The organism is Halioxenophilus sp. WMMB6 (genome assembly GCF_033283405.1).
GTDB lineage: Bacteria > Pseudomonadota > Gammaproteobacteria > Pseudomonadales > Cellvibrionaceae > Halioxenophilus.
In genome coordinates, this window is the sequence record NZ_JAWMQR010000003.1 from 65,540 (window position 1) to 77,520 (window position 11,981).

13 protein-coding genes are annotated in these 11,981 nt (G+C 53.4%); 7 read left to right on the forward strand and 6 right to left on the reverse strand.

The genetic code is table 11. From position 1 onward, the window contains the following. Window positions 1-20: 20 nt before the first annotated feature. Both SBL51_RS09270 and SBL51_RS09275 read right to left on the reverse strand, forming a co-directional pair. Entirely contained in the window at window positions 21-311 is a 291-nt protein-coding gene (locus SBL51_RS09270) for a co-chaperone GroES (protein ID WP_317930636.1), read from the reverse strand. A gap of 166 nt (window positions 312-477) precedes the next feature. After that, window positions 478-954 (reverse strand): FxsA family protein, encoded by a 477-nt coding sequence (locus SBL51_RS09275; protein WP_317930637.1) that lies wholly within the window; start codon window positions 952-954, stop codon window positions 478-480. A 235-nt stretch (window positions 955-1,189) separates the two neighbouring features. Between SBL51_RS09275 and SBL51_RS09280 the strand changes: the two genes are divergently transcribed. From SBL51_RS09280 to SBL51_RS09300, 5 genes are all read left to right on the forward strand, one after another. Beyond that, window positions 1,190-1,894: a DUF481 domain-containing protein gene (locus SBL51_RS09280; protein ID WP_317930638.1), complete on the forward strand. Its 705-nt coding sequence runs from the start codon at window positions 1,190-1,192 to the stop codon at window positions 1,892-1,894. A 17-nt stretch (window positions 1,895-1,911) separates the two neighbouring features. Continuing rightward, window positions 1,912-2,211, forward strand: coding sequence for an MGMT family protein (locus SBL51_RS09285; protein ID WP_317930639.1), 300 nt, complete (start codon window positions 1,912-1,914; stop codon window positions 2,209-2,211). Window positions 2,212-2,338: 127 nt separating this feature from the next. Then, window positions 2,339-3,667 carry an AmpG family muropeptide MFS transporter gene (locus tag SBL51_RS09290; protein WP_411860473.1) on the forward strand — a complete coding sequence of 443 codons (1,329 nt, stop codon included), beginning with the start codon at window positions 2,339-2,341 and terminating at the stop codon, window positions 3,665-3,667. Window positions 3,668-3,794: 127 nt separating this feature from the next. Continuing rightward, window positions 3,795-4,676: an ABC transporter ATP-binding protein gene (locus SBL51_RS09295; RefSeq protein ID WP_317930641.1), complete on the forward strand. Its 882-nt coding sequence runs from the start codon at window positions 3,795-3,797 to the stop codon at window positions 4,674-4,676. Window positions 4,677-4,754: 78 nt separating this feature from the next. Then, a complete protein-coding gene (locus SBL51_RS09300; protein WP_317930642.1) occupies window positions 4,755-5,750 on the forward strand; it encodes an ABC transporter permease in 996 nt (331 codons plus the stop codon). Window positions 5,751-5,798: 48 nt separating this feature from the next. Here the strand turns inward: SBL51_RS09300 and SBL51_RS09305 are convergent, their stop codons facing one another. The 4 genes from SBL51_RS09305 to SBL51_RS09320 all read right to left on the reverse strand — a co-directional run bounded on the left by SBL51_RS09305 (window position 5,799) and on the right by SBL51_RS09320 (window position 10,243). Next, window positions 5,799-6,281, reverse strand: coding sequence for a YajQ family cyclic di-GMP-binding protein (locus SBL51_RS09305; RefSeq protein ID WP_317930643.1), 483 nt, complete (start codon window positions 6,279-6,281; stop codon window positions 5,799-5,801). Window positions 6,282-6,308: 27 nt separating this feature from the next. After that, window positions 6,309-7,160, reverse strand: coding sequence for a regulatory signaling modulator protein AmpE (gene ampE, locus SBL51_RS09310; RefSeq protein ID WP_317930644.1), 852 nt, complete (start codon window positions 7,158-7,160; stop codon window positions 6,309-6,311). A gap of 83 nt (window positions 7,161-7,243) precedes the next feature. Beyond that, the gene (gene ampD / locus SBL51_RS09315; protein WP_317930645.1) at window positions 7,244-7,804 is read right to left on the reverse strand and encodes a 1,6-anhydro-N-acetylmuramyl-L-alanine amidase AmpD; all 561 of its coding nucleotides are present in this window, start codon (window positions 7,802-7,804) and stop codon (window positions 7,244-7,246) included. A 174-nt stretch (window positions 7,805-7,978) separates the two neighbouring features. After that, window positions 7,979-10,243 carry a DUF1631 domain-containing protein gene (locus SBL51_RS09320; protein WP_317930646.1) on the reverse strand — a complete coding sequence of 755 codons (2,265 nt, stop codon included), beginning with the start codon at window positions 10,241-10,243 and terminating at the stop codon, window positions 7,979-7,981. A gap of 536 nt (window positions 10,244-10,779) precedes the next feature. On the opposite strand from SBL51_RS09320, the gene rsxA reads away from it, so the two are divergent. After that, window positions 10,780-11,355: an electron transport complex subunit RsxA gene (rsxA, locus tag SBL51_RS09325; RefSeq protein WP_317930647.1), complete on the forward strand. Its 576-nt coding sequence runs from the start codon at window positions 10,780-10,782 to the stop codon at window positions 11,353-11,355. A gap of 27 nt (window positions 11,356-11,382) precedes the next feature. Next, on the forward strand, window positions 11,383-11,973 hold the full coding sequence (rsxB, locus tag SBL51_RS09330) for an electron transport complex subunit RsxB (RefSeq protein WP_317931142.1): 591 nt from the start codon (window positions 11,383-11,385) through the stop codon (window positions 11,971-11,973). Window positions 11,974-11,981: the final 8 nt, after the last annotated feature.

An 11,981-nucleotide genomic window follows, 5' to 3' on the forward strand; every position in this document is an offset into this window, starting at 1 on the left:
TTAAAGGCGACAGATGCGGATTAAACCAGCACCGCCTTGATGTCGGATTCGTTCAAAATCAACAGTTCTTCGCCGTTGACTTCGATGGTGTCGCTGCCGGCATACTTGCCAAATACCACGGTGTCACCCACTTTTACGTCTACTGGGCGGACATCACCGTTGTCCAAAATGCGACCGGTGCCAACTGCTAATACTTCGCCTTGATTAGGCTTGTCGGTAGCCGAGCCAGGCAAAACGATGCCAGCTGCAGTTGTCTTCTCTTCTTCCTTTCGGCGAACCACAACACGATCGTGTAAAGGACGAATGTTCATCTTTATTTTCTCCTGAAGTATTAAAGCAACCCTGGGGTAGCGATTACTGTGTGTTATCAAACTTACAGGCCAGTATCGGCCTGGCTGGATGGCTGCTGGTTAAACATCAGCCACCCGGGATAGGGTGATTGACGAAATGGGGCTTATAAAGACGATTTCAACACCCTTAGGGCAAAAAATTTTGATTTTTTTTGTCTGAACGGGGGTGATCTGCACCCGTTTCCTCAAACTCACCCTCAAAGGTGCGCCCGTTCTGGTATTGGCTGCCGTGGAAGCGAAAACGGGTGAACGAAGAGCGAGTGATCGGGCCCAACATTCTGCGCGCCAACCACATCCTGAGGCCCGGTATCATCAACAGAATACCGACACCATCACTGATAAACCCGGGGATGAGCAGCAATAACCCACCCAGAAAGAGGGCCAGCCCGGAGACCATCTCGCCGGCCGGGGATTCCCCCTTATTCATCTTCTCCTGGGCCTGAGCCAGAGTTGCCAGCCCTTGGCGCTGGACCAGGGACAAACCAATGGCAGCCGTGGCCAGGGTAATCAAAACCACCGCCAGGGCACCAATATGCGTACCCACCGCCACCATCAGCCAGAATTCCAGCACCAAGTAGATAAAGAGAATAAAAAGCAGACGCATGAGCGCTCCGTTGCCTACAAACCAGAGGTATATCAGATGACTGTCTGAGGGCGGGAGCGGCTGAATTCAAGCAGATCGCCACAAAAACCGGTTCAAAAAGCAGATTTGACCACCTTTTTACACTCTGCCGGGAGGGAAAGTCGGAATTTCAACAAAACATCGTTAGAATGGCCCGCTTAATTTGAGTGCCGAGACCTGCACTTATCGAGCGAATTGATTTTTTAGGAGCTTTTATATGACGAGCAAACGCTTTATCGCCGCTACTATTCTGACTTTTGCGAGCAGCGCCGGCTTCGCATCCGAGTGGAGTGGTGTCGGCGAGGCCGGCTTGGTCATGGTGGACGGCAATTCCGAATCCCAAGTCGTTAACGCCTCGTTAACCTTTGAAAACAGCCGCGAAAAGTGGGATCACAAACTGAAATTGGCCGCCACCAGTGCCGAAAGTGATGGCACCAAGGATGCTGAGTCCTATCTGGCCAACTGGGACAGCCAGTACAGCCTCACCGAGCGCACCTACCTGTTTGGTGATTTACGCTACTTCGACGACAAATTCGACTCGTTTGAAGCGATCTACACCACCGCCTTCGGTGCTGGTTACAAGATTTTTAACACCGACACCATGAAATGGAAAGTCTCTGCGGGTGCTGGTTATCGAACCACCAAGCTGGAAGAGACTCAGGAAAAGCAGAGCGGTATCAACTACTTGATCACCTCGGACTACAAATACCAGCTGACCGAAACCGCCACCCTGCTCAACGAAACCCGGGTGGAGATCTCCTCCGACAACACCTTCACCCAGAGCATCTTTGGCTTTGCGGTCGCCATCAACAGCTCCATGGCGCTTAAGCTCGGCTATGAGATTCGCTACAACAGCGACCCCGCCCAGGGCGATCTGCACGCCGATACCATCACCTCCGCCAACCTGGTCTACAACTTCTAACCGTCACACTGACCCCCATGGAGCAGCGGCTGGCGGCGCTCTACTTGGTGTTGAGCCAAATTCCCGTGGGCCGGGTAACCACCTACGGGGATCTGGCCAAGCTGATCGGCCTGGCCAACGGCGCCCGCTGGGTGGGGCGTACCCTTGGCCAACTACCACAAGAGAGCCAATTGCCCTGGCATAGAGTCATCAACAGCCAGGGCCGTATCTCCCTGCCCGATGAGCGTGGCCAATATCAAAAAGGGCTGCTGCAAGCGGAAGGGATTGTCTTTACAGGCGAGAGGACAAGCCTGGCTCGCTACCGTTGGCGGCCATAGCTCTGAAATGCCCCCTACACTACCCGCCCTGGTGAAATCTTATTTCGAATTCTCGTAAAGACTTGCCCAAGCGTTAGCATTCGGGCAAGGTTCACAGCTAATCTCGTTGACCCTAGCCCATATCTTCATGCCCAACTCCTGGTTTCAAACGCTCAAGCTCTACTCTGATATTCGTCTGTTGTGGATTTTTTTAATGGGAATGGCCAGCGGCTTCCCCTTCGCCCTGATTGGCAGCAATTTAAGTGGCTGGTTAAAGGATGAGGGCATCAGCCGGGGCGATATTGGCGCGCTCGGCTCCGTAGCCCTGATCTACGCGTTTAATTTCCTCTGGGCACCATTAATTGACCGGGTGCCTCTACCCGGTCTGAGCCGATTTGGCCAAAGGCGCAGCTGGATACTGCTGATGCAGATGCTGTTGCTGATGCTTTTGTTGGCCATAGCCCAGGTCTCGCCCAGCTCACAACTGGCCCTGTTCGGTGTGCTGGCGGCCCTGATTGCACTCTGCTCAGCCACTCAGGATATCGCCATCGACGCCTTTCGAATCGATCAATTCTCCCCCGCCGAAAGCGACAAGATGCCAGCCGCGGCGGCGATGTCGGTGATCGGTTGGTGGTCGGGCTACTCCTGGCCCGGTTACCTGGCCTTCTCCTCCGCCGACCAGATTGGCTGGAACCAGGTCTACCTATTGATGGCCGGAGTGCTTGTGGCGCTGATCATCGCCACCCTCTGGGTGAAAGAGCCAAAGACCGAGCGTGACATCCTGCAGAAAAAGGCCGAAGCCAGCGTACAGCACGATCTGCATCTGTCGCGGGAGAGTAGCTGGCTGCTGGTCACGGTGCTGGAGCCCTTCCGCGACTTTTTCCGGCGCAATGGTGTGCGCATCGCCCTGTCGCTGTTGCTGTTTATTTTTCTCTTTAAAATCGGCGAGGCCTTTCTCGGCCGAATGTCGATTGTCTTCTACCGAGAAGTTGGCTTCAGCAACGAACAGATAGGCCAGTACAGCAAAATGTTTGGCTGGGTGCTCACGGTAATTTTCACCCTGATCGGCAGCCTCTTTAATACCCGTTTTGGTGTCGTTCGCGGATTGATGGTCGGTGGCGTGGCAATGGCGGCCAGTAACTTAATGTTCGCCTTGATGGCACAACTGGGGCCTCACGAGTGGCTGTTTGCCCTCACCCTTATCGTCGATAACTTCACCGGTGCCTTTGCCTCGGTGGCCATGGTCGCCTTTTTGTCGGCCATCACCGGCCGCGCGTTTAGCGCCACCCAATACGCCCTATTGGCATCACTCGGTAATCTTGGGCGCACCTCATTGGCCGGTTTAAGTGGCTACCTGATCGACTGGCTGGGTAGTTGGTCGCTCTTTTTTATCGTCACCACCATCATGGTGCTCCCCTCGCTAATCCTGTTGTGGGGTATACGCCATCGGATCAGCCGATTGATTGAACAGGATTAATTCAATACCCGCACCTGGGCTTTCGCGTTGGTCTCTGTGACAATACGGGCAATTTAAATACGCCTCTATTGATTACAGCTCTGTGTTATTACAGCGCATGTAATTTAGGCACCGGTGATCTGCTGCAATGACTGTCATTCTTGAAGTTCGCAATCTGCGTAAACATTACAAAAATGTTGAAGCCGTAAAGGGTATCTCCTTTGCCATTGAACAAGGTATCTGCTTCGGCCTGCTCGGCCCCAATGGGGCCGGTAAAACCACCACCATCGAAATGATGGAGGGGATTACCCAACCTACATCCGGTGAAATTTTATACAAAGGAATCAGCAACAATCCCAACTTCAAAGCCGAGGCGGGAATTCAATTTCAATCCACAGCGCTGATGGATTTTCTCACCGTTATTGAAGTGTTGCGGCTGTTTGCCGGCCTCTACCACAACAGTGTCGAGCTGGAGGCACTGATTCAGCAGTGCAGCCTGGGGGACTTTCTGCACCACCCGGCCGCCAAACTCTCTGGCGGCCAACGGCAACGGCTGCTACTGGCCCTGGCGCTAATTAATAACCCTGAAATTGTCTTCCTGGATGAACCCACCACCGGCCTGGACCCACAATCGCGGCGCAATTTCTGGTCGCTGATTCAAAGCATCAAAGCCCAGGGTAAAACCATTGTCCTTACCACCCACTACATGGATGAGGCCGAGTCCCTGTGCGATAACCTGCTGATTGTCGACCGCGGCGAAGTGGTCACAGAGGGCTCGCCACAAGCGCTGCTGAAACAACACTTTGGTTACGCTTACGTCTGCCTGCCCCAGGAGAGCCTGAGTGCAGAAGCTCTGGTGCAGTTTGATTACACGATCCACGCCGGCAAAATTGAAATTACCAGTTACAGCATTGAACAGACATTACAGCAGCTGTTAGCCAGCAATGCCGACCTAAGCTCACTGCAGGTAAGAAACCCGACACTGGATGACCTGTTTTTAAAAATTACCGGCCACAGTTTGCGTGAGTAAGCCCATTAGCCAGAACAATCACACGCGCAATCGGCAATAAAGTTCAGGTAAAAATCAGAGTACCCATCAGAGCGCCCCATGCAAAGAATTCTCAGTTTATTAATCGCCCGCAATAAAGAGTACTACCGCGACCGGGCCTCCCTGATGTGGTCGTTCGTCATGCCGCCACTCATCATAGCCATTGTTGCCCTGGCCTTCTCCCGCGGCGACGAAGCGGTGTTTAAAGTGGGTGTTGTTACCCCAGACCCGGCCTTACTTGAGCAGGTGGAGAGCTTTGATGCGATCCAAATCATACATTACGACGAGCTCGCTCCGGCCATTACCAAGGTGCAGTATCACCAAGTTGACCTGTTAATAAACGACAACCACTACTGGATTAACGCCAGCTCAAGCAAAGGCAAGCTGCTTGAGCAGTTACTGGCACTCAAGCAGTCGGACCAATGGCAGGCACAGTCTATCGAGGGGCGGGAGGTGCGCTACGTCGATTGGGCGATTCCCGGCATCATCTCAATGAACCTGATGTTTTCCAGCCTGTTTGGCGTGGGTTATGTGATTGTCCGCTACCGTAAAAATGGGGTTTTAAAACGCCTGCAGGCCTCGCCGGTGCGGCCCATTGAATTTCTAACTGCACAGGTATTGTCGCGCTTCATTATCAATATCGGTGTTTGTACGCTGGTATTTATTACCGCCGACCTGGTGCTCGATTTTGTGATGCTGGGCAGTTACCTCACACTGTTACTCGTTGCCGGCTTAGGCATCCTGTCACTGCTCTCCTTGGGGCTGATTATCGCCAGCCGGCTGGCCAGCGAAGAGCTCGCCAACGGCCTGCTCAACGTGTTTGTCTTTCCCATGATGCTGATGTCGGAGGTCTGGTTTCCGCTCGACGGCGCGCCCAGATGGATGGTCTATTTCAGTGATTTTCTGCCGCTGACCCACATGGTGCAGGCTGCCCGGGCGGTCATGCTGGATGGCGCCACACTAATGCAAGTGAGTAACCATCTGCTGATTTTAGCCGGCATGACCGCGCTCTTTTTATTGGTATCGGCGGCACTGTTTCGCTGGCGGGAGAGTTGAACACGACTGCCGAGGGCTCGCCAGCACGCACTAGAAAAGAGAGGGATTTTAATCGCGAAAGTTATCGAACTGTAACGGCATATCCAGATCGGCTGCGCGCAGCATGGCAATGATGGCCTGCAACTCATCGCGCTTCTTACCGGTCACACGCACTTGATCGCCTTGAATCTGCGACTGCACTTTAATTTTGGAATCTTTAATCAGTTTGACAATCTTTCTCGTCAGATCCTGATCCAGCCCCGTGCGCACCGTCACCTGAGTTTTCACCTGCTTGCCAGACTGTTCCAACTTACCCTCCTCCAGGCAACGGATATCCACGTTGTTCTTGTGCAGGGTGGACTTAAGAATATCCAACATCTGATTAATCTGAATTTCGGCATCGGCCCGCAAAAAAACCACATACTCCTGGCGGGTGAACTCTGCATCGACACCTTTGAAATCAAAGCGGTTACCGATTAGTCGATTGGCCTGATCGACCGAGTTGGTTAACACCTGTTTATCCACTTCGGAAACAACATCAAATGAGGGCATAACTTTCTCTTATTTCTTTTAAGCTGATTACAAAAGCAGAGTGAACACGGCAATCACACACACCCAAAGTACCATGGTGCGAGAGTAGAGCTGCTGTAACTCAGTTAACTCTTTCTCCCCACAGCGGGGGTCTGACGAATCGGCTTTGGTGACACTTAGCGCGCTTTCCACAAAATAGACCAACATCTGTGAAGAGCTGGTTTTGGTGCAACTGATAAACTGCCGGCAACGAGAAAAACAGCTGGTGAAATTGCCGGTAATCGCCAGCGACAAACCAAACAAACGCACCACCGGCCACTCGACCAACCAAAGCAGGCGCTGCAACTGTTCCGCTTCATCGCCATCGTCGGTGTGATCACCGTAGAGCGCTACTAACCGGTAGGCCAGCGGGCCAACCACGCCGGTAACCACAAACCAGAAGAGCACGACAAAAATCCGTTCAAAGCCCCGATAGGCGAGTTGCTCAACCACCAGGTGATTGAGCTCGCTCCAGTCGTCAGACTCCAACCAGTGGGTCTCTATGCCCAACTCCTGGGCTATGGTAACCGCCGCCTCCCAATCCTTGGCATGCCAGATACTCACATAGCTGGCCACCAGCTCCGAAAAAAGTCCCCGCCCCATGGAGTAGACCAGCACCAATATAGCGAAGGCGGCAGCCAACCAGGAGGAGATGTAATCTAACAGCGAATAGCCAATTACTACCAACAGTAATGCGGTGATCAAAGCGGCCGAGAAAGCGCCCATACGAACCGACGCCAGGCGATCAAATTGCGAATAAAAGTTGAGCAGGGCGTAGAACCAATTGTCTTTGTGCAGCGGTTTGCCAGAACCCCAGAGTTGAATCAGCAACAGGCTGCAGACGACGGTGATCAGTAACATAGTCGTTTTATTTCCTTAATATTTTATCGACCGGCAACAGCAGTGGATGACCAGTGTTGAAGAATTAACCACAGCGCCCCACCCTAGCGAGCGAGAGAGTGCCGATAGCCAACCCAGTCGAAACAGGGGCCCGGATCGGTTTTGCGGCCGGGGGCAATATCGCTATGACCAACGATGCGCTCTACAGAAATCGCAGGAAAGCACTCCATGATGACCCGACTAAGCCACGTGAGACATCGGTATTGATCCACGCTGAAGGGCTCAGTATCGCAGCCCTCTAACTCAATGCCAATTGAAAAGTCGTTGCAGTTTGAGCGGCCATGGTACTCAGAAGCGCCCGCGTGCCAAGCTCGATCGTAGAAACCGACAAACTGGGTAAAGCCACCGGAGCGGTCAATCAAGCCGTGGGCCGAGACCTGCAATTCGGCAATTTCCGCAAAATAGGGGTGTTCATCCTTGGGCAGTCGATTTTGAAAAAATTGCTCAATGAAGCCACCACCATAACAGCCAGGTGGCAGGCTGATATTGTGTATAACCAGCAGGGAGATATCAGCTCCATTCGGGCGCTGATTAAAATTGGGAGAGGGCCGGTGCTGTACCCGTATGGGCGCATCCAGCTGCAGCCAGCCTTTGCGGTCTATCATTGAGCTATCCATCCGAACGATAGTCGCCAACATTAACACAGCAGCCAACCGAACAACCAGCGCTGGCCGGATGGAGCCAGGAGTGGAAAAATAGGAAAGGTAAAACCAGGCTTGGGTTAAAAGACAAAGCGCGGCAGTTAGCCGCGCTTGTTAACGGGGGGGCACTAGTCGTTGCTAGCGGTTAGTCGGCGAACGGCTGTCACGCAAATTACTGATTACCGACTCCAGTGCGCGATCAAAAAGCATGCTGTTATCCAACATGCGAATTTCGCCGCTACGAAGATTAATCGCCAACTCGTTGCGATCCTTCTCCGCCACCTTCATGCCACTGCGGTTAACGAAAATATACTTGCCTGTGGGCTTGATGATCGCCGCCAGACGACAACGAACAGAAGCTTCACCACTACTTCGCAATTCAAACCAGCTACCCTGCGAAAGGCCATCCACCTGATCGAGAAACTGTGGCTCTGGCTCTACCGCAGCTGGTGCCGCCGGTGTAGTTTCGCCTCGGCTTGGCAGACGGGGTTCAACAGAGGAAGTTGCCACAGGCGAACCTGCGGGTTTCTCTGGCGCAGCATCAGTGGTAGTGCCGCGCGGCATTAATGGCCGGGGTTGAACTTTTGTCGCCACGTCTGGCGTGGCTGGCACCGTTGCATTGGCCTGCGCAGAAGCGGGTTTCCCGCGCAGCTGCGCCAAGTGTTCCGCTTCCAGATGCTTGAACAGTTTGCCCATATCATAGGCATTGAAACTGATGCTTTCCAAACCGGTTCGCAGCCGTTTGAGCAGCTCCGGCAACAGCTTAATCAGGCGCACGCGGTTTTCAGAGGTGACCTCTGTGGTCAAACTCCAAACCAGGTTACGAACGGTACTGTGGGCTGAATTCCATTGCGGACTATCAACACCGTCTTTCAAGGCGACCAGGAACATGACATTGGCCCAGGCTTCATGCACCAATGTTTTCATCGGGTCGCTGAGGTTATCAACATTTTTAAGCTTGGCCAGTGCACTGGAGACTTCACTTCGGGCCGCCTCGGCTTTGGCTTTACCGGCCTCCGCATCCAGGGTGCGCTTCTCTAAAATGGCGGCTTGCCGTTTCTCTTTCTCAATAAAAGAGAGGAAATCCATCAACATTTCGTCGAACACTTCAGTGCCGACATTCGGGTCTTCGCAGATGCGCAGAACCGTTTGTTCAACTTTGCTATAGAGGTTATCCCGGCCCTTTTGGTTGGCAACCCAACCCAGGGAGGCGGTGGCCATTTCATTAAGCAGCCGTTTGGCGGGGTGACCACCGTGATCAAAAAAGGTCTTGTCGGCAATCGCCACCTTCAACAGAGGGATTTGCAGACGGCTGAGCAGAACTTTCATCTCTGCGGCCAGATTGCGATCATCGACGATGAATTCAAACAGTAGATTGATCAGGTTGATCACATCGCGATCGATCTGGCCAATCACCCCTTTGTGTTGGGCCGTCAGAATATTCTGCAGCTGCTGTACATCGATGCCGGCGGTAGTCACTTGCGGATTACGCATCTGCTGCACTTGTACCTGTGACAACAGCTGCAAGAGGGTACTTTCGCTGATTACAACCTGCTGCTCGCCGGCACTATTCTCCTGGCCGGGCAAAGCCCCCTCACCGACCAGGCTGCGGAAGGTTTGCAACACCTCCTGCGAACCTGGGGCGCGGGTTGCGGCACCAGTAGACGACTCGGCGGGATTGCCACGTTGACGAGAGGCGTTGGTAGTCAACGACGGCAAAATGTTGCGCTGAATCATCAGCTCATTGGCCAGGTCGTAGAAGCCTGGCAGCTCATTCATTACATGCCGTTCAAACAGCTTGAGCACCACCAACTTGACTTTGATATTGGTATCCAGACTCTCCGCCGCTTTCAGGAAGGCATAACAGATATCGTGCGGACCAACGGGGTTGTTGCGTTGGTAGACCTTACACGGGACCAGGCTGTCCAGCCGTAAAGTCAGGTGTTGTAGTGATTCGGGATTGGCTTCTATGGCCTTGTTCACCATAGACTCAACGGCAACGTTTTGTTCCAGCTGCTCGTTGTTAACCAGCGACAGGTTATCGGTATCAACCTGGTATTCCCACTCCTCGTGGCCCACCGCATGTGGATCGGCCAGACGGTCGAAGCCAGCGTGAACACGTTCGATCAGGGAGTTTTCGATCTCGCGCCGACAGAGGCGAACCTGGCGCATAGACTCGAAGTAGAGACTCTGGTCCTGGTTGGTGTCCGATTTGTCGGCCAGTTCAAACAGGGTATCGTCGGCGCTGTCAAATAGCGCCAACATTGCCGACTGTAAAAAGTAGGTCGTTTTCTCTTTAAGAAGATGAACCGCCGCCGGCAATCGAACGGCCGACTGGCTGCGCTTCAGTTTGGCAGCCGGGCGGAATTCCACTACATTTTGACGCTGCGAACTGTCTGACATATCAATTAACCTAACCAATTGAACCACCGCTTTTGGCGGTACGACGGAACTTCAAGGTAAGAAGTCTGGCCTGGGCGGGGCGCAGGAGAGCAGGCCCTACCGTTTAGAAAAACACCTTAAATTCTCGATGTGGCGCAATAAACATCACTCGAAAAGAGGCTGTTACAGCCTATTTATACGCTCTAACTCCGAGCACCGAAAATGACACTTTTCGAGATTGCAAAGAGTTTCACACAATCATCTAAAAATCCCTTTTTTTTATAACTAAACGTAGGAAACAGCGTCAAGAGCTGCGGTTTCGTGCATAAAGCCGGCCAAAAAATTGACCTATTTGGTCACATTCTGCCCCACCAAGTCAGCCACCTCCCATGCCTTTTGCTACCACAAAAACAGATCAACACGACGCACCTATATCTATCTAGCCGATAAGTGATTGCAGCAAGTTGCATTTAGGAAATGCCATTTTTTGCTGTACAATGCCGCTCCCGGCGGGCCTTGGCGCCCTTTTTCCAACCAACCATGATCACAGAGCCGCTATGACAGAATTCGCTGCAATCCTATTGGGCACGGTTCTCGTGAACAATTACGTGTTGGTGCAATTCCTTGGCTTGTGCCCATTTATGGGAGTCTCCAATAAGTTGGAGAGCGCCATCGGCATGGCGGGCGCCACTACCTTTGTGCTGACGCTGGCGTCCATCTGCAGTTATCTGGTTTACACCTGGATACTTTCACCCCTGGAGTTGGAATACCTGCGTACAATCGCCTTTATTATGGTGATCGCCGTAGTAGTACAGTTCGCCAAGATGTTTATCGAAAAGACCAGCCCCCTGCTCTATCGGGTACTGGGCGTCTTTCTACCCCTGATTACCACCAACTGCGCCGTGTTGGGCGTGGCTCTGCAAAACACCAACAAGGGTTACAACTTCTGGCAATCCAGCCTCTACGGTTTTGGCGCCGCGGTTGGCTTTTCGTTGGTGCTCATTCTCTTTTCCGCCATGCGTGAACGGCTGGCCGCCGCCGATGTACCGCTCCCCTTTCAAGGGGCGGCCATTGGTATGATCACCGCGGGATTGATGTCATTGGCCTTTATGGGCTTCGCCGGATTGATTTAGAGCGTTGTGAGGCACTGAAGAATGCAAATGCTATTGGATCAACCCGTTCTCGCCGCCGTTTTGGCACTCGGCACCCTGGCTTTAATCTTCGGTGGCGTGCTTGGCTTTGCCTCAGTGCGCTTTAAAGTCGAAGGCGACCCAATCGTTGAGCAGCTCGACTCGCTGCTGCCGCAAACCCAGTGTGGCCAGTGTGGTTACCCCGGTTGCCGACCCTACGCCGAAAAGATCGCCGAGGGCGACGTGATCAACAAATGCCCACCCGGCGGCCAGGCCACGGTTGATGCCATCGCCCAGTTACTGGGAGTTGAAGCGCCAACCCTGGATGCCGGCGATGCCGCGAACGCGGAGGTAAAACGGGTGGCCTTTATCCGCGAAGATGAGTGTATCGGCTGCACCAAATGCATTCAGGCCTGCCCGATGGACGCCATCCTGGGCGCGGCCAAGCAGATGCACACGGTCATTGCCGAAGAGTGCACCGGTTGCGACCTCTGCGTAGAGCCCTGCCCAGTCGACTGCATTGATATGGTCCCCATCGCCACCACACTGGCCACCTGGCATTGGCAAAAGCCAAAACCGGCAGGCCTCATCGCCTCTGACCGCGACCATCAAGCCGCTTGAGCCCAGGG

Bases quoted from the DNA above. Each gene is read 5' to 3' on its own strand.
- ampD (WP_317930645.1), bottom strand. From the start codon at position 7,804: ATGATAGACCGCAAAGGCTGGCTGCAGCTGGATGCGCCCATACGGGTA.
- SBL51_RS09290 (WP_411860473.1), top strand. From the start codon at position 2,339: ATGCCCAACTCCTGGTTTCAAACGCTCAAGCTCTACTCTGATATTCGT.
- SBL51_RS09300 (WP_317930642.1), top strand. From the start codon at position 4,755: ATGCAAAGAATTCTCAGTTTATTAATCGCCCGCAATAAAGAGTACTAC.
- SBL51_RS09270 (WP_317930636.1), bottom strand. From the start codon at position 311: ATGAACATTCGTCCTTTACACGATCGTGTTGTGGTTCGCCGAAAGGAA.
- SBL51_RS09285 (WP_317930639.1), top strand. From the start codon at position 1,912: ATGGAGCAGCGGCTGGCGGCGCTCTACTTGGTGTTGAGCCAAATTCCC.
- SBL51_RS09320 (WP_317930646.1), bottom strand. From the start codon at position 10,243: ATGTCAGACAGTTCGCAGCGTCAAAATGTAGTGGAATTCCGCCCGGCT.
- rsxA (WP_317930647.1), top strand. From the start codon at position 10,780: ATGACAGAATTCGCTGCAATCCTATTGGGCACGGTTCTCGTGAACAAT.
- ampE (WP_317930644.1), bottom strand. From the start codon at position 7,160: ATGTTACTGATCACCGTCGTCTGCAGCCTGTTGCTGATTCAACTCTGG.
- SBL51_RS09275 (WP_317930637.1), bottom strand. From the start codon at position 954: ATGCGTCTGCTTTTTATTCTCTTTATCTACTTGGTGCTGGAATTCTGG.
- SBL51_RS09295 (WP_317930641.1), top strand. From the start codon at position 3,795: ATGACTGTCATTCTTGAAGTTCGCAATCTGCGTAAACATTACAAAAAT.
- SBL51_RS09305 (WP_317930643.1), bottom strand. From the start codon at position 6,281: ATGCCCTCATTTGATGTTGTTTCCGAAGTGGATAAACAGGTGTTAACC.
- rsxB (WP_317931142.1), top strand. From the start codon at position 11,383: ATGCTATTGGATCAACCCGTTCTCGCCGCCGTTTTGGCACTCGGCACC.
- SBL51_RS09280 (WP_317930638.1), top strand. From the start codon at position 1,190: ATGACGAGCAAACGCTTTATCGCCGCTACTATTCTGACTTTTGCGAGC.